General features: G+C 71.5%; 14 protein-coding genes. 11 read left to right on the plus strand and 3 right to left on the minus strand.

The annotated features are described in order from the left end of the window. The first annotated feature begins 18 nt into the window (after positions 1 to 18). Both rph and ABTZ99_RS35570 read left to right on the plus strand, forming a co-directional pair. Entirely contained in the window at positions 19 to 2,619 is a 2,601-nt protein-coding gene (gene rph, locus ABTZ99_RS35565; RefSeq protein ID WP_499617669.1) for a rifamycin-inactivating phosphotransferase, read from the plus strand. A gap of 340 nt (positions 2,620 to 2,959) precedes the next feature. After that, on the plus strand, positions 2,960 to 4,063 hold the full coding sequence (locus ABTZ99_RS35570) for a pectate lyase family protein (protein ID WP_498781015.1): 1,104 nt from the start codon (positions 2,960 to 2,962) through the stop codon (positions 4,061 to 4,063). Between the two features lie 73 nt (positions 4,064 to 4,136). Here the strand turns inward: ABTZ99_RS35570 and ABTZ99_RS35575 are convergent, their stop codons facing one another. Both ABTZ99_RS35575 and ABTZ99_RS35580 read right to left on the minus strand, forming a co-directional pair. Continuing rightward, complete coding sequence (locus tag ABTZ99_RS35575) at positions 4,137 to 5,636, minus strand: RICIN domain-containing protein (protein WP_499617670.1); 1,500 nt, start codon at positions 5,634 to 5,636, stop codon at positions 4,137 to 4,139. 164 nt (positions 5,637 to 5,800) lie between these two features. After that, positions 5,801 to 7,111, minus strand: a complete 1,311-nt coding sequence (locus ABTZ99_RS35580) for an RICIN domain-containing protein (RefSeq protein ID WP_499617671.1) — start codon at positions 7,109 to 7,111, stop codon at positions 5,801 to 5,803. A gap of 530 nt (positions 7,112 to 7,641) precedes the next feature. On the opposite strand from ABTZ99_RS35580, the gene ABTZ99_RS35585 reads away from it, so the two are divergent. From ABTZ99_RS35585 to ABTZ99_RS35625, 9 genes are all read left to right on the plus strand, one after another. Next, positions 7,642 to 8,670, plus strand: coding sequence for an outer membrane protein assembly factor BamB family protein (locus ABTZ99_RS35585; protein WP_499617672.1), 1,029 nt, complete (start codon positions 7,642 to 7,644; stop codon positions 8,668 to 8,670). A gap of 250 nt (positions 8,671 to 8,920) precedes the next feature. Continuing rightward, entirely contained in the window at positions 8,921 to 9,367 is a 447-nt protein-coding gene (locus ABTZ99_RS35590; protein WP_499617673.1) for a nitroreductase family deazaflavin-dependent oxidoreductase, read from the plus strand. A 358-nt stretch (positions 9,368 to 9,725) separates the two neighbouring features. Then, positions 9,726 to 12,017 (plus strand): hydrogen gas-evolving membrane-bound hydrogenase subunit E, encoded by a 2,292-nt coding sequence (mbhE, locus tag ABTZ99_RS35595; RefSeq protein WP_499617674.1) that lies wholly within the window; start codon positions 9,726 to 9,728, stop codon positions 12,015 to 12,017. Further along, positions 12,014 to 12,478, plus strand: a complete 465-nt coding sequence (locus ABTZ99_RS35600; RefSeq protein ID WP_499617675.1) for an MnhB domain-containing protein — start codon at positions 12,014 to 12,016, stop codon at positions 12,476 to 12,478. Before mbhE ends, ABTZ99_RS35600 begins: the two co-directional genes overlap by 4 nt. After that, complete coding sequence (locus ABTZ99_RS35605) at positions 12,475 to 12,906, plus strand: sodium:proton antiporter (RefSeq protein ID WP_498781026.1); 432 nt, start codon at positions 12,475 to 12,477, stop codon at positions 12,904 to 12,906. The genes ABTZ99_RS35600 and ABTZ99_RS35605 overlap by 4 nt, the downstream gene beginning before the upstream one ends. Next, the gene (locus ABTZ99_RS35610; protein ID WP_499617676.1) at positions 12,906 to 14,288 is read left to right on the plus strand and encodes a complex I subunit 5 family protein; all 1,383 of its coding nucleotides are present in this window, start codon (positions 12,906 to 12,908) and stop codon (positions 14,286 to 14,288) included. The genes ABTZ99_RS35605 and ABTZ99_RS35610 overlap by 1 nt, the downstream gene beginning before the upstream one ends. Next, positions 14,285 to 14,797, plus strand: coding sequence for a Na+/H+ antiporter subunit E (locus ABTZ99_RS35615; protein WP_498781028.1), 513 nt, complete (start codon positions 14,285 to 14,287; stop codon positions 14,795 to 14,797). Before ABTZ99_RS35610 ends, ABTZ99_RS35615 begins: the two co-directional genes overlap by 4 nt. Positions 14,798 to 14,802: 5 nt before the next feature. Further along, entirely contained in the window at positions 14,803 to 15,072 is a 270-nt protein-coding gene (locus ABTZ99_RS35620; protein WP_498781030.1) for an MrpF/PhaF family protein, read from the plus strand. Beyond that, the gene (locus ABTZ99_RS35625; protein ID WP_498781031.1) at positions 15,069 to 15,413 is read left to right on the plus strand and encodes a cation:proton antiporter; all 345 of its coding nucleotides are present in this window, start codon (positions 15,069 to 15,071) and stop codon (positions 15,411 to 15,413) included. The genes ABTZ99_RS35620 and ABTZ99_RS35625 overlap by 4 nt, the downstream gene beginning before the upstream one ends. Here the strand turns inward: ABTZ99_RS35625 and ABTZ99_RS35630 are convergent. Further along, positions 15,410 to 16,585 (minus strand): TerC family protein, encoded by a 1,176-nt coding sequence (locus ABTZ99_RS35630; RefSeq protein ID WP_499617677.1) that lies wholly within the window; start codon positions 16,583 to 16,585, stop codon positions 15,410 to 15,412. The two genes, ABTZ99_RS35625 and ABTZ99_RS35630, sit on opposite strands and share 4 nt — an antisense overlap. Between the last annotated feature and the right edge of the window lie 56 nt (positions 16,586 to 16,641).

Consider the following 16,641-nt stretch of genomic DNA (forward strand, 5'->3'; position numbering starts at 1 on the left):
CGGACGGAAGGTGAACGGGTGGGCGACTACGTGCTCGATCTGCGGGAGGTCGACCGGACTCAGGTCGCCGTGGTCGGGGGCAAGGGCGCGCACCTGGGAGAGCTGGCGCGGATCGACGGCATCCGCGTGCCGGCCGGTTTCTGCGTCACGACGGACGCCTACCACCGGATCGTGCGGGAGGCGCCGTCGCTCGGCGACCTGCTGGACGGGCTGTCGCGCCTGAACCCGGACGACCGGGAGGCGATCCGCACGCGCAGCGCGGAGATCCGGCAGACCCTCGAAGGGATCGTCGTCCCGGACGACGTGGCGGCGGCGATCACCGGCGCGCTCGCCCGGATCGGCGAGCGGGACGCCTACGCCGTGCGGTCGAGCGCGACGGCGGAGGACCTGCCGGGCGCGTCCTTCGCGGGCCAGCAGGACACCTACCTGAACGTCGTGGGGCCGGCGGAGGTCGTCCGGCACGTCAGCCGGTGCTGGGCCTCGCTGTTCACCGAACGGGCCGTCACCTACCGCCTGCGCAACGGCTTCGACCACCGCAAGGTCCACATGGCCGTGGTCGTGCAGCGGATGGTCTTCCCGCACGCGTCCGGCGTCCTGTTCACGGCCGATCCCGTCACGTCCAACCGGAAGGTCGCCACCGTGGAGGCCGTGTTCGGCCTCGGCGAGGCCCTGGTCTCCGGCCTGGTGAACGCGGACGCCTACCAGGTGCGCGACGACGAGGTCCTCGCCAAGTCGGTCGCCGCCAAGGAGCTCGCCGTCCTCGCCTCGCCCGACGGCGGGACGCGGGAGCAGGTCGTCGAGCCCGAGCGGAGCGAGCAGCCGGCGCTGACGGACGCCCAGGTCGTGCGGCTGGTGCGGCTCGGCCGGCGGCTCGAAGCGCACTTCGGCCATCCCCAGGACGTCGAGTGGTGCCTGGTCGACGACGACTTCCAGGTCGTGCAGAGCCGGCCGATCACCACGCTGTTCCCCATCCCGGAGACCGACGACGGGGAGAACCACGTCTACGTCTCCGTCGGTCATCAGCAGATGATGACCGACGCCATGAAGCCCTTGGGGTTGTCCGTGTGGCAGTTGACGACTCAGCGGCCCATGGCCGAGGCGGGCGGGAGGTTGTTCGCCGAGGCCACCCGGCTGCTCGCGTCGCCCGCGAGCCGCCCCGGCTTCCTCGAGGTGGTGGGGAAGTCCGATCCGCTGATCGAGGACGCGCTGCGGACCGTCGTCGAGCGCGACGGCTTCCTCCCGTCGGTCCCGCAGGACGGTCCCGTCCAGCCGATCCCCGGCGCCGAGCCGATCACGATCGAGGCCGACCCGGCCCTCGTGACGGAGCTGATCGGGCAGGGCGAGGCGTCCGTCGCCGCGCTGGAGCGCGAGATCAGGACGAAGTCCGGCTCCGAGCTGCTCGACTTCATCCTGGCGGACTTCCAGGAGCTGAGGCGGGTCCTGTTCGACCCGCGCGGCCTCAAGCCGATCATGGCGGCGATGCGGGCGACGTGGTGGCTCAACGAGCACCTGCACGAGTGGCTGGGCGAGAAGGACGCGGCCGACGCGCTCTCGCAGTCCGTGCCCCACAACGTCACGTCGGAGATGGGACTGGCGCTCCTCGACGTCGCGGACGTGATCCGCCCGCACCCCGAGGTCGTCGCCTTCCTGCGCGACGCGGCGGACGAGGACTTCCTCGACGAGCTGGCCGGGCTCGACGGCGGGCGGGAAGCGCGTGACGCCATCGTGGCCTACCTCGACCGGTACGGCATGCGGTGCGTCGGCGAGATCGACATCACCAGGCCGCGGTGGACCGAGCGGCCCACCACCCTGCTGCCCCTGCTCCTGTCCAACGTCAAGAACCTCGGGCCGGGCGCCGGCGCGCGACGCTTCGAGCAGGGGCGGCGGGAGGCGTGGCAGAAGGAGCAGGAGGTGCTGGAGCGCCTGCGGGCGCTGCCGGACGGGGAGCGCAAGGCCGAGGAGACCAAGCGGAACATCGATCTCGTCCGGACGTTCGCCGGGTACCGCGAGTACCCGAAGTACGGGATGATCCGCCGCTACTTCGTCTACAAGCAGGCCTTGCTGGCCGAGGCCGGGCGCCTGGTGAGCGCCGGCGTGCTCCGCGAGGAGGAGGACGTCTTCTTCCTGAGGTTCCAGGAACTCCAGGAAGTCGTGCGCACGCGCCAGGTCGACGACGAACTCGTCAGCCGGCGCAAGGACGAGTTCAGGTCGTACGAGGCGCTCACGCCACCGCGCGTGCTCACCTCGGACGGCGAGACCCTCAACGGGGCGTACCGGCGTGACGACCTGCCCGCGGGCGCGCTGGTCGGCCTGGCGGTGTCCGCCGGGACCGTGGAAGGGCGGGCCCGGGTCATCCTGGACCTGGCCGACGCCGACGTCGAACCGGGCGACATCCTGGTCACGGCGCACACGGACCCCAGTTGGTCGCCCCTGTTCGTCGCGATCGCGGGCCTGGTGACGGAGGTCGGCGGCCTGATGACCCACGGCGCGGTGATCGCGCGGGAGTACGGCCTGCCGGCCGTCGTCGGGGTGGCACGCGCCACCCACGTGATCAGGGACGGGCAGCGGATCCGGGTGAACGGGACCGACGGGCACGTCGAGGTCCTCACCGAGCCGTGACGAACCCGGGCCGGGCGCGGCCGGCTGGTCGGCGTTTCCCCCGGCCGGGGTGAAATGTGGCGAAGGGAATGCGGTCCGCGGCGGTTGTCGCGCTGTTCCATTCAGATCCGTGAATCGGCCGGACGTTCGCCGGGAAGTCGCGTCGTGCCCGCGTGGGCACGGCGCGTCCGGCGGTTCATGATCGTGAATTTTGTTGCCTGTCGCACGAGGTTGCGCAATGCTCGCCGGGAGCTTTCCGCAGGCTTGAGTTGCCACCGCTGATTTCGTCCGCCGCCGCGATCGGTGCTGCCGCCGCCGAGTGGGACCACGTCGTCCACCCTTCGAAGACGCAGGAGACGAAATGAAACGATCAGTCGCATGGCGGATCCCCGCGGTCGTGGCCGCGTTGGCCGTCGCGACCTCGACCAGCGTGGTGCTGGCGATGTCACCGGCGTCGGCGGCGGCCGGCGCCGCGACCGGCTACGCGTCCCAGAACGGCGGGACCACCGGCGGCCAGGGCGGGGCGACCGTGCGGGCCACCACCGGAACCCAGATCCACCAGGCGTTGTGCGGTCGGGCCAGCAGCTCCACGCCGATCGTCATCGAGGTCTCCGGGACGATCAACCACGGCAACACCGCCAAGGTCTCGGGCAGCAGCTGTGAGACCGCCGCGGGCGTGATCGAGCTCAAGCGGATCAGCAACGTGACGATCATCGGCGTCGGCAGTGGCGCGGTGTTCGACCAGTTGGGCATCCACATCCGCGAGTCCCGCAACATCATCATCCGCAACGTGACCGTGCGGAACGTCAAGAAGTCGGGCTCGCCCACGTCCAACGGCGGTGACGCCATCGGGATGGAGAGCAACGTCCGCAACGTCTGGGTCGACCACGTCAACCTGCTGGCGTCGGGTGGTGAGTCGGAGGGCTACGACGGCCTGTTCGACATGAAGAACAACACGCAGTACGTGACGTTGTCCTACAGCACCCTGCGCAACTCCGGTCGCGGCGGGCTGGTCGGGTCGAGCGAGAGCGACGTCTCGAACGGGTTCATCACCTACCACCACAACCTGTACGAGAACATCGACTCCCGGGCGCCTTTGCTGCGGGGCGGCGTCGCCCACATGTACAACAACCACTACGTGAGCCTGAACGAGTCGGGCATCAATTCCCGGGTCGGCGCCAAGGCCAAGGTGGACAACAACTACTTCAAGAACTCCCGTGACGTCCTCGGCACCTTCTACACCACCGAGGCCGGCTACTGGCAGGTCAGCGGCAACGTCTTCGACAACGTGACCTGGTCGGCGCCCAGCAGCGACCACAGGCCCGCCGGTCCCGACGTCAAGTCCACGACGACGGTCAACGTGCCCTACAGCTTCCGGCTCGACCAGGCCACCTGCGTGCCGAACGTCGTGAGCCGCACGGCGGGCGCCAACACCGGCCTGAAGGAGTCGGACGGCAGCTGCTAGCAGCGCGGTCGGACGGGCGCGTCCCCGGCGCCGAGCACGAGCTCGGCGCCGGGGAGCGAGGGCCGGGCCGCGGTCAGACGGTGGTCCGGGACCACTGCTGGTTGGTGCCGGTGTTGCACGTGTACTGCTTGAGGATCACGCCGTCCGCGGTCGAGGCGCCCGGGACGTCCACGCACTTGCCGCTGTGCCGCGCGCGGAGCTGGAAGTAGTTGCCGTTGGCGACCATCTGGAACTGCTGGTTGGTGCCGCTGCCACAGGTGTACTGGACGAGGTCGGCGCCGTCGGCGGTGGAGGCGCTCACCACGTCCAGGCACTTCCCGCTGTGGCGGCTGACGATGCGCCAGTAGCCGCTGCCGGCGTCCTGGAACTGCCACTGCTGCCACGCGTTGCCGCTGTAGGTGTACTGGCCGACGCGCGCGCCGTTGTCGGTGTTGGGCTGCTGGACGTCCATGGACTTGCCGCTGTGGCGTGCGGTGATCAGGTAGGACGTGGGCGGCGGAGTGGTGGTGTTGTCGCCCCAGCCGTAGCGGATCCGGTCGGCGCCGGAGGTGTTGCGGATGGTCAGGTTGAGGTCGGTGCCGCTGCCGCTCAGGGCGTACATCGAGTACCAGTCGTAACCGAGGTTGTCCTTGTACTTGCCACCGAGCGCGGGCCAGTAGGTGCCGCCCATCTGGTTGTCCCGCATGACCTGGGCCATGGCGCGGATGTGGCGCACGAAGTTGTCGCTGCTGTTCGCGTCGCCGTAGTTCAAGCCGGTGGACATCGGCGCGCCGAACTCGGTCGCGACCGCGCGGGAGGCGCAGTTGCCCAGCCGCGTCTGGATGTGGCTGCGGAAGGCGTCGTAGGTCATCGGGCTGTAGAAGAAGGCGTAGTGGTGGAAGGACAGCAGCGTCGAGTTGAAGCGGCTGTCGTTGCAGATGTCCCGCAGGTCCTGGCTGAAGCCGGTGCCGCCGATGAGCACCCGGCTCGGCGGTGCCGAGTAGTGGTAGCTGAGCCAGTTCGCCGCGACGTTGCGCCAGTCCGCCGACGAGTAGCCGTGCGGCTCGTTCATCGGCTCGAAGTAGACGTTGTTGTTCGAGCCGTAGGTGTTGGTCACGCTGGACCACATCGCGTTCCACGCGGCCAGGTTCGTGATCCTGCCGCCGGACGCGGCGCCGTCCTCCCAGTAGGCGAGGATGACCTTGAACCCGCGTTCGGTGGCGGCGTCGATGGCGCCGCGGTAGGCGTTCCACCAGGTCGTGTTGGCCACCGTGTGGGTGTTGATCGGCAGCCGGACGGTGTTGACGCCCATGGTCGCGGACATGTCGTCGTAGAGGGCGTTGGCCTTGGCCCGCACGGTCGCGTTGCTGTCGGACTGGCTCAGGCCCTGCACGACGAGCGTGCCGGTGCTGAAGTTGTCACCCATCACCGCCCAGTTCATGCCGCGGAACTGGCTCGTGGCCGCACTGGCCGCCGGTGTGGTGACGACCAGGCCCGTCGCCGCGGTCAGCGTGGTCACCGCCAAGGCGACCAGCGACCGCCGCAACGACCGGGTGCTCCGGGATGGTCCTGACGAGTGGCCGTCAGACGCCATGGTCAATCTCATGAGATGTCCAATCACTAGAGCTGCTGCACGGCGGTCCGACAGGTGCGATGCCCATGCCGCGGGCGTCCCACCTGGGTCACTGGGGTTGCTGCGAGCCGCCGGGCGGGAACCACGCCCGGCGTTCGCGGTGTCGAGCGCCTTGCCGGTCCGGCTCAGACCTGGGTGCGGCTCCACTGCTGGTTGGCGCCGCTGCCACAGGTGAACTGCTGGATGTCGGCGCCGTCGCCGGTGCCGGAGGAGACGACGTCGAGGCACTTGCCGCTGTGCCGCGCGACGAGCCGGAAGTGGCTACCGGTGGCCTGCCACTGCCACTGCTGGTTGGCGCCGCTGCCGCAGGTGTACTGGATGATGTTCGCCCCGTCGGCGGTGGAGGCGCTCGGCACGTCCAGGCACTTGCCGCTGTTCTGGTTGACGATCCGGAAGTAGCCGCTGCCCGCGTCCTGGAACTGCCACTTCTGGTTCCCGCCGCCGTTCCAGGTCCACTGCTTGACCTCGGCGTTGTTCGCGGTGGACGCGGAGACGACGTCCATCACCTTGCCGCTGTTGAGGTTGGTCACGCGGTAGACCGGCGCCGCGCCGGGCACGTCGGCCACCGGCAGGATCGTGCCGTGGCGGCAACCGGGGCAGGTGATCTGGCTCAGGCCCGACCAGGAGTCCAGGTTCGAGCTGGTGGCCGTCCAGATGCCGCCGTTGGTGTACTTGTCGATCCAGATGCGCCAGGAGCCGTCGCTCATCCGCAACACGGCCGGACCCTCGTAGCCCGAGCTCCACAACTGGCCCCGGTTGCCCCACCCGGCGGTGAGGCTCGTGCTGGTCCAGTGCTCGATGTACTTGGAGGTCTCGTTCTTGGTGAAGGCGTGGTAGGTGCTGCCCGACTTCACCACGTAGGTGTCGATGTAGTTGTAGCCGAGGCCGCCCATCTGCACCGGCCCGCTCCACGAGGTGAGCGCGCTGTTCTGGGCGGTGAAGACGTACGGGCGGAAGCAGTTGGAGCACGTGGTCTGGGCGATGCTCACGATGATCCGCACGGTGCCGCCCTCGACGTAGAACTCGGGCGCCCACGTGAACCGCGTGTTGGCGACTCCGGAGTTGACGCTGGTCACGTGCGTCCAGTTGACCAGGTCCGGGCTGGAGGCGATGTTGAAGTGTGTTGAGTTCGTGGTCCACGACTGGACGGTGTGCGCGACGTAGTAGAGCCCGTTGTGCTGGATGATGCTCGGGTCGCGCAGCACGCCGGACGGGCCGCGGTAGTCGGTGTCGGCCAGCACGCTGAAGTTCGTGCCGTTGGCCGAGGAGTACACCCAGAGCTCCTGGTCGGCGGCGGCGTCACCCTTGAACGTCGTGTAGACGTAGCCGGGTGCGGCCTGTGCGGGCGCCGCGACGGCCACCGCCGTGGCGGCGACGGTGAGCGCCACGACGCTGAGTCGGGCCAGCAGGCGCCTGGCCCTCGGCTGTCTGGTCACGGATGATCTCCTCGCAGGTGGGGTGCGGGCGAACGTCGGCCTGGTGCGGGGCGACCGCCGGGCAGGGCGCTGTGGCTGCCGGTCGGGCTGTCGTGCGGCCGCGGTCAGCGGCGGGAGTCGCGCCGCCGCGCGGTGACCGGGCGACCTCGGGAACCCGAGGCCCGTGGCGGGTGCGCGCGGCACTGGGCGGTCGACATCGGCGTCTCCACTCGTGTGTCCGCCGACGTCGTCGGCGCAGGCGGCGGCTCGGCCCGGGATGCGGTGCGGTGGGCCTGTCGCGGAGGGCCCTGGTTGGCGGTGTGACGGGCGCCACCGTTCCGTGTGAACGCTAACAGGACCCTGCCTAGTCGCTCAAGAGTGAACTGTGGGTTACAGGAATCAACACGCCCAGGTGGTCGGGTGCCCGCCCGGGAGGCGTCGACGACCACGTGCGCCCGAACCCGCCGAGCGCGGTGACCCGGCCGTCGTGTCCACTGTGGATGGTGGGACGCGGAAACGGGTGGCGGGGCATCGGGGACGCGTGGTGGGCTGTGGGGGTGGTGGGGATCGGGTGGGAACGACCGCTGCACCAGGCCGGCTCCGGTGTCGACGTCGCCGTGGGCTCCGGCACGCTGGTCGTCCACGAGCGGAACACGAGGCTGGTCGGCCTCGACCCGGAGGACGGGTCCGTGCGGTGGGACGTCGCGACCGGCAGGTGGCTGCGGGCGATGTCCGTTGCCGGGCAACGTCTGCTGGTGCTGCCGCAGAGCACGGACGAGTTGGCGTGCCTGGACCTCGCCACCGGGCGGGACGTCTGGAGGGTCGGTCTGCGCCGGTGGACCGGGCACCTTGTGGTGGACGGCGACCTGGTGCTCGTGGGTGGCTGGCGCGGGTACACCCCGTTGCGGGCGGTGGACGTCGCCACGGGCCGGACCCTGTGGGAGGCGGAGCACGACGTGCGCACGGTGCGGCCGGCCGCGGGAGGCGGCGGGTTCCTGGTCGGTGAGCCCGGGGGTGCGCGGGTCCGGTTGATCGATCGACGCGACGGGCGGGAACTGCGCGCCTGGTCGTTGCCGCACCCGCTCGCAGACCACGACCATGAAGCGGCGTTCACGGCGGTCGGGGGTGATCGCTTCCTCGTCCGGTGCGGTGAGGACGCCGTGGTGCGGATCGAGCCGTCGACGGGGGCCGTGAGCGGACTGGTCCTGGCCGGGACCCCGCTGGTGGCCTCGGCGCCGCGGCACGTCGGTGGTCTGCTCTGGCTGGGGGAACGCGGGACCGGTTTCACCGTGGCAGATCCCCACGACGGTCGCGTGCTGTGGCGGATCGCGGTGCGGCCGGCCCCGTTCGGACAGGTCGTCGCCGACGACCGGGGACGTGGCGACGGGTTCGTGCTCGCCGACGCCGCCGGCTTCCTGGTGTTCGTCGACCCTCGCGGTCAGGTCGTCGAGCGGGTCGGGATCACCCGACGCATCCGTGCGTTGCGGCGCCTCGGTCCGGGTCGGGTGCTGGTGATCACGAAGGGGACGCTGCTCGCCGCCGCGCTCGGCGACGGCGCACGCCACGACGACCGGAGCTGATCACCTCCCGATCGGTCGCGGCTCGGCCGACTGCGGGTCTCCGTATAGGCCTTTCGGTTGAACGACCGCGTGATCCCGCGTGCGTGGGCTGCGCCTTCGCCCGACCCGTCGTGGCCCGCTCCCCGGAAGGCCGGTGGAGAACGCCGTCGCCGACCTCTCATGATCGCTACCCTGGCCGAGCGGATCGACTGACGTGGATCTCCGCGCAGCGCTTCGCACCAGACTTCCGTTCCAGAGAGGACCGTTCTCCATGGCTGTCGCCGATGACCTCGACCGCGCCACCGACTCGCCAACGGACCTGATCGCCGAGCAGACGCGCAAGTACCTGGCCTCGGACGGCGCCGAGGGGCACGAGATGAACGGCGTCTACGCTCTCGTGCTCGCCACCACCGGTCGCAAGTCCGGCATCCCGCGTCGCACGTGCCTCATCTACGGCACGGTGGGCGAGGAGTTCGTCGTCGTCGCCTCCGACGGCGGTTCCGACCGGGACCCGTCGTGGTTCAGGAACCTCCAGGCGGACCCGAGCGTCGGGGTGCAGGTCGGCAGCCGTCGGTTCACCGCGCACGCCCGGGTCGCGTCCCCGACCGAGCGCGAGGCCCTCTGGGCCCGGATGACGAGCATGTTATCGCTGTACGAGGAGTACTCCCAGAAGACCGACCGGGAGTTCCCCGTCGTCGTGCTCACTCCTCAGGACTGACCCGGCGGCACCCGCCCGGCTCCGGTCGGAGCGGTGGCGGGCGCGGGGGTGTCGTGCGGCCGGCCGGAGCGGGTCCGGTCGCACGATGGCACGGGCACGGGTCGTCCGCCATCGCGTCGGTCCGATCGGCCTACACGTTCGGGTGGACGTCGAGAGCCGGTCACGCACCGCCGGTGGTTCGGGCGACCCTCCACCTTGGACTTCCGGTGCGATCGGGTGCGCGTCGTGTCACCGGTTCGGTGGACACGGGGTGGCGTGACGACTGGTCACCCCACCCCGGCGGGCTTGCGACGTCTGCGGATCAGGTCGGCATCCCGTACGTTGCGGACGACTCGACTTCCAGCCGGAGGAGTTGCCCGTGGTCGTCGTTCGCGGTGGTCCGGGAACCCGCGGTGCGGGTGAGCGGCACCCCGGACCGGGCACGGACCGGCTGGGCTGGCTGGCGTGCGCCGCGGCGGTCGCCGGGTTCCTGCTGTGCCTGCTCGGCGGGCTGGCCGGCGGTGGCGCGGTCTCGGTGCCCTGGGCGTCCAGCCTGGACCTGCGGCTGAGCTTCGCGCTCGACGGCCTCGCCGTGCTCTACGGCTTGCTGGCCACCGGTGTCGGCGCCCTCGTCTTCGCCTACGGCACCCGTTACCTGACCCTGCACCTGGAGCACCAGCGCCGCTCGGCGGTGGAGCGGTGGCGGTTCTGGCCGTGGATGGCGCTGTTCGCGGCGGCGATGGTGGGGCTGGCCACCGCGCAGGACCTCGTGCTGGTGTTCGTCTTCTTCGACCTGACCGCGGTGTGCTCGTACTTCCTCATCGGCTTCGACCGGTCCGAGCGGGCGGCGCGGACCGCGGCGTTGATGGCGTTGCTGGTCACGGTGGTCGCCGCGGTGGCGATGCTGGTCGCCGCGGTGCTGCTCTACTCGGTGCACGGGACGTTCTCGATCCCCGAGCTGCTGGCCCGCGCCGACTCCTCGGCGACCACGACGTCGGCGGCCGTGTTGCTGGCGGTGGCCGCGCTGGCCAAGAGCGCGCAGGTCCCGCTGCACTTCTGGCTGCCGCGGGCGATGGCGGCGCCGACCCCCGTGTCGGCCTACCTGCACTCGGCCGCGATGGTCGCGGCGGGCGTGCTGGTGATCGGGCGCGTGCACCCGCTGCTGGCCCGGAGCGAGCCGGTGCTGACCGGGCTCGTGGTCGTGGGCGCGGTGTCGGTGGTGGTGGGCGGGGTGTTGGCGCTGCGGCAGGACGTGCTCAAGCAGCTCCTCGCCTACTCCACCATCTCGCAGTACGGCTACCTGGTCATGTTGTACGGGATGGGCGGAGCCGAGGGCAACGGCGCGGCGGCGTTCTACGTGCTGGCGCACGCGGTGGCCAAGAGCGCCCTGTTCATGACCGCCGGGACGGTGACGATGACGACCGGCGAGGACCGGCTGTCCCGGCTGGGCGGGCTCGGGCGCCGGGCGCCGGTGCTGGCGGTGGCGGCGGGGGTGGCGGCGGCGACGCTGGCCGCGCTGCCGCTGACGATCGGGTTCTTCAAGGACGAGCTGCTCTACGCCGCCGCGTTGCGGCACGGTCCGGTGACCGCGGTGGTGGCCGTCGTCGCGGCGACCCTGACGTTCGCCTACATCGGGCGGTTCTGGCTGGGGCTGTTCCTGGGGCCGCCGCGCGGGCAGGTCGGCCCGGCCTCCGGGCTGCTCGTCGCACCGGTCGTGATCCTGGCGGCGGTCGCGGTGCTCGGCGGCTTGGTCGTGGAGCCGTTCGCGCGGCTGGCCTCCGACGCGGCCGGCGTCTCGACCGGCGGACCGGTCACGATCGCACCCGGCTACCACTTCGACCTCCGGCCGGAGAACGTGATGGCGGTCGCCGCCTGGGTGCTGGGCGGGCTGCTGCTGGCCCTGCCGCGGGTGGTGGACCCGGTGGTGCGGGCGGTGGCCGCGGCGGGGGAGCGGTGGGGTCCCCGGCGGGCCTACGAGGCGACGTTGCACGCGTTGGACCGCGTGTCGGCCGCAGTGCACGACCGGGAGGTGAAGGACCTGCGCACCAGCATCGCCGCGGTGCTGGTGCCGGCCGGCCTCGTGGTCGGCCTCGCGTTCGCCGCCACTCCGACGACCGGCGCGTACGCGGTCGGCGTGGTGGCGGGCGCCGACTGGCTGATCCTCCCGTTGTTGGTGCTGGTCGTCATCGCGACCTTGGTGGTCGCCAGGGTCCGCTCGCGGCTGACCGTCGCGCTCGCCCTCGCCGTGGTCGGCTTCGCGCTGGCGGCGGTGTACGCGCTGGTCGGCGCCCCGGACGTGGCGCTGGTGGCCGTCGTGGTCGAGACCATGCTCACCCTGGTCTTCGTCGCGGCGCTGGCCCGGATGCCCGACGAGGGACCGGTGCGGGACGCGGTCGTGCGGGTCCGCCCCCGGCGGCGCCGGCGGGACGGGCCGGCCGGTGTCGTCGCCGGGCTCGCCGTCTTCGCCTCGGTGTGGGGGTTCCTGTCCCAGCCCGCGCCGGACAGCGTCTCCGCCGAGCACGTCCGGCTCACCCCCGCCGCCCACGGCGGTGACGTCGTCACGGTGATCGTCGCCGACTTCCGCGGCCTGGACACGCTGGTCGAGATCACGGTGCTGCTGGTCGCGGTGGTCGGAGTGGCCACCCTGATGCGGCGCGGGAGGCTGTGGTGAGCGCGGACGGCGTGGACGCGCCGCCGGACTCGGTGGTCCGGGTCGTCGCCCGGCTGCTGCCCGGCCCCGGCCTGATGGTCGCCGCCGCCCTCATCGTCAAGGGCTACGCCGAGGTCGGCGACGGGTTCGCGGCCGGGGTAGTCGTCGCGCTGGCGATCGCGCTGATCTACGTGGCGTTCGGGGCCGAGGGCGCCGAGTCGGCCCTGCCGGCGCTGCGCCACGCGCCGAAGCTCGCGGTCGGCGGCCTGCTCCTGGCGCTCGCGAGCGGGTTCTTCCCCCTCGCGCTCGGCGAGCCGCCGGTGACCCACCGCCCCGGCCCGGGCGAGCACGTCACCAAGATCGGCGCGCTGGAGCTGTTCACCCCCCTGCTGCTCGACCTCGGGGTGTTCATGCTGGTCGTCGGCGTGCTGACGACGTTGGTGCACCAGCTCGCACGGCCGCTGGGGGAGGGGAAGCGGTGATCCTCGCCGTCGCCGTCGCCGCGGCCGTGCTGTTCGGCTCCGGCGCCTACCTGCTGCTCAAGCGCGACCTGATCCGCATGGTCGCGGGCATCATGCTGATCTCGCAGAGCGCCGTCGTCACGATCATCGCCGCCGGCTTGAGCCGCGGTCGGGCGGCGATCGCGGTGGTCCCCGGCGACGACGTCAGCGACCCGTTGCCGCAGGCGCTGGCGTTGACCGCGCTGGTCATCGGGCTCGCCACGGTGGCGCTGCTGCTCGCCCTGGTGCACCGGGCCATCGTGGTCTTCCGGACCGCCGAGCAGGACGAGCTGGCCGCGACCGAGGCCCGGCACGCGGCGGGCCTGGAGCGGGAGCGGCAGGCCGACCGCGAGGAGACCGAGGCCCTCCTGGCCGACGAGCTGCGGGCCGAGCGCGGGCGGGCCCGCTGATGCTGCTGTCGACCGTCCTCCTCGTGCCCTGGGTGTCGGGCGCCGTGCTCGTGGCGCTGGACGGGCGGCGGCGGGCGGTCGCCTGGCTCGCGGTCGCGTCGCTCGCGGTCACCCTCGCCGTGCTGGGCGTGCTCGCGGCGGACGTGTTCGCCGGGGGTGATCGGCAGGTCGTGACGGGCGGCTGGCCCGCGGGCGTGGGCATCGTGCTGCGCGCGGACGCCCTGGGTGTCGCCTTCGCGTTGCTGTCGGTGCTCGTCCTGCTGGCCGCGGCCGCGCACGAGGCGGCGGGCGGGGTGCGGTCGCGGACGTTCCCCGGCCTGGTCGTGCTGCTGGGCGCGGGGTTGACCGGACTGTTCGTCACGGCCGACGTGTTCTCCTTCTACGTCTTCTTCGAGCTCGCGATGACCGCCTCGTACGCGCTCAGCGCCTACGGTGGCAAGCGGCGCCAGCTGCGGGCGGCGCTGGTGTTCACCGCGGTCAACCTGCTGGGCTCGTTCACCTTCCTGCTGTCCGTGGCGGGCGCCTACCGGGTGACCGGGGCACTGGCGATGGACCAGGTGGCCGCCCGGATGCTCGCGGTCAACCCCAACGCGGCGGTCCTGATCGCGGCCGGGTTCTTCATCGCGTTCAGCGTGAAGCTCGGCCTGTTCCCCTTCCACTTCTGGCTGCCCACCGTCTACGCCGGCGCCCGCCCCGCGGTCGCGGCCGTCCTCAGCGGCGCCGTGGCGAACATCGGCGCCTACGGCCTGCTGCGCTTCGGCGCCGACCTGTTTCCCGAGCAGTTGCGGCTCGCCGGCGTCGCGCTCGTCGTCCTGGGCGCCGCCTCGATCGTCTACGGCGGGGTGCTGGCGGTCGCCCGCGGCGACGCCGCCGAGACGCTGGCCTACTCCGCGATCGGGCAGGTCGGGTACGTGCTGGTCGCCCTCGGCGTCGGCGGGCCCGTCGGCCTGATGGCCGCCGTGCTCTACAGCGTGATCAACTCGCTGAACAAGGCGCTGTTGTTCCTGGCCTCGGGGGTGCGGGGCGCGGTGGTCGCGGCGGCGTTCGCGGTCGGAGCGCTCAGCGTGGCGGGCGTGCCGCCGGCGGCGGGGTTCATCGGCAAGCTGGAGCTGTTCCGCACCGGGATCGCGGCCGGCAGCGTCGCCCTCGTCGTGCTGCTCCTGGTGGGCAGCGCTCTCTCCCTCGTCTACATGTTCCAGGTGTACCAGCGCCGGTTCTGGCGTCCCGACCCGCGGGCGACGGGTGCGGCGAGCCCACTGCCCCAGCGGCTGTTCACGGCGGCCTTGGCGTTGCTGGTGCTCGCCGCCGGGCTGTGGCCCGAGCCGCTGCTCCTGCTCAGCGGCCAGGCGGTCGACGCCCTGCTGGCCGGGGGCACCGAATGACCACGGAGGTCGCCATGATCAGCCTGCTGCTGCGCGTCGTCGCGCTCACCTCGGTCTACCTGCTGGCGTTGACGAGCCTGCGGCCCGGGGACGTCCTCATCGGACTCCTCCTGTCCACCTCGCTCGTCGTCGTGGCCGGACGGGTCCGCCCGAACGGGCCGCCGCGGACCCCGCTCGCGGAGCTGGGCCGCCGGCTCGCGGGGGTGCCGGCGTTGATCGGCGGGACGCTGGTCGACCTGGTGGTCGGCACCTGGCAGACCGCCGTCACCCTCGTCCGCCGGGGTTCGACCGCCCCCGGGCTCGTCGAGGTACCCATACCCCGCACCGGGCCCGTGCCGGCCGCGGCCTGGGCGGTGCGGGTCGGCTTCGTGCCGGACACCGTGGTGGTCGAGGTCGACGAGGAGCGGGGGCGGATGCTGCTGCACGTGCTCGACGCACGGGACCCCGAGGCCGTGGTCGCCGCCCAGCTCGACTCCTACCGGCGGCGCCAGCGCCGCGTCTTCCCCTGACCGCCGTGCCCGCCGTCATCGTCGTCCCCGCCCTCTTCTGGGTGACGCTGCTGCTGGTCGCCGGCGGACTGTCGCTGGTCCGCGCCCGGGACGTGCTCCAGCGCGTCGTGGCGCTCGACCTCCTCGCGACGATCGTCATCGCGCTCCTGGCCCTGCTGTCCTACCTGCGCGGGCAGGCCTACTACCTGGACGCGGCGGTGGCCCTGGCCCTGCTGTCCTTCATCGCCACCGTGGCGGCGGCCCGCTACCTCGACTCGGGAGGTCCGTTCGGATGATCTCGGTCCTGCTCGACGTGCTCGGGGGCGCACTGCTTCTGCTGGGCCTGGTGCTGCTCACGGTCAGCCTCGCCGGCGTCCTCCGGCTGCCCGACACCTTCGTCCAGCTGCACGCCCAGGGACTGGCCACCGGACCCGGGGTGATCGCGATCCTGGCGTCCTCGATCGCGACCGAGGACGCGACGATCATCACCTTCGCCGTGCTCGCGATCGCGTTCGTCGTGCTCACCTCGCCGGTGGCCGGCCACGCGCTGGCCCGTGCCGCCCACCGCCTCGGCGGCCGGGACGCGCGCGGGACCGACGGCGGAACGGACCGCGAGGGTGACCGCCCACCGGGCTAGGTCCTGGCGTGCGCCTCGTGTGCGCGCTTGAGCAGGGTCATCAGCTTCTCCTCTTCCCGGATCCGGGCGCGGTACTTCTCCGGGAGCTGCTTGAGCGTCGCTTCCTCGGCGAGCAGCGCGTCGAAGACCTCCCTGCGGCGGGCGGGGTCCGTCTCGATGTCCAGGTACTCGACGGCGTGCCGGCGGGCCGAGGCGATCACGTTCTGCGCCCGGCCCCACGGGCTGGTCATGGAGGCGACGACGGTGACGAACAGGACGCCGATGATCACGCTCAGGGACAGCCCGGTGCTGATCTCCACCACGTGGACCGGCTGCCCGTTGTTGATGAACGGCACGTTGTTCTCGTGCAGGGCGTGCAGGATGAGCTTCACGCCGATGAACGCCAGGATCACCGCCAGCCCGTAGGCGAGGTAGACCAGCCGGTTCAGCAGCCCGTCGATGAGGAAGTACAACTGGCGCAGCCCCAGCAGCGAGAACGCGGTGGCGGTGAACACGAGGTAGACGTTCTGCGTCAGCCCGAAGATGGCCGGGACGGAGTCCAGCGCGAACAGGATGTCCGTGCCGCCGATGGCGACCATCACCAGCAGCATCGGCGTCATGGCCCGCCGACCGTCCACTGTGGTGAACAGCCGGTCGCCGTCGTAGGTGTCGGTGGTGTGGAACAGCTTCCGGGCGACCCGGATGACGATGTTGTCCGCCGAGTGGCTGTCCTCGCCCTCCGGCTTGAGCAGGTTGCCGGCGGTGATCAGCAGGATCAGGCCGAAGAGGTAGAAGACCCAGGCGAACAGGTTGATGAGCGCGGCGCCCAGCAGGATGAAGCCGGTGCGGGCGATCAGCGAGAAGACGATCCCGAACAGCAGGACCTTCTGCTGGTCGGCGCGGGGCACCTTGAAGCTGGACATGATGATCAGGAAGACGAAGAGGTTGTCGACCGACAGGGCCTTCTCCGTCACGTACCCGGCGAAGTACTCCGTGCCCATCTTGGGGCCGCCGAAGACGAACACCCCGACTCCGAAGAGGATCGCGATCCCCACGTAGAGGGCCGACCACAGCGCCGCCTCGCGCAGGCTCGGCGCGTGCGCCTTGCGCACGTGCGCCACGAAGTCGAACAGGAGCAGGCCGGCGATCGCGGCGATCGTCAGCCACCAGACGACCTGAGGCACATCATCCACCGGCTTCGTCCACTCTCTGCGCGCCGAACTCGCCGCCCAGAGGACCACAGGCCGTT

The organism is Actinosynnema sp. NPDC002837, from assembly GCF_040295345.1.
Classification (GTDB): Bacteria; Actinomycetota; Actinomycetes; order Mycobacteriales; family Pseudonocardiaceae; genus Actinosynnema.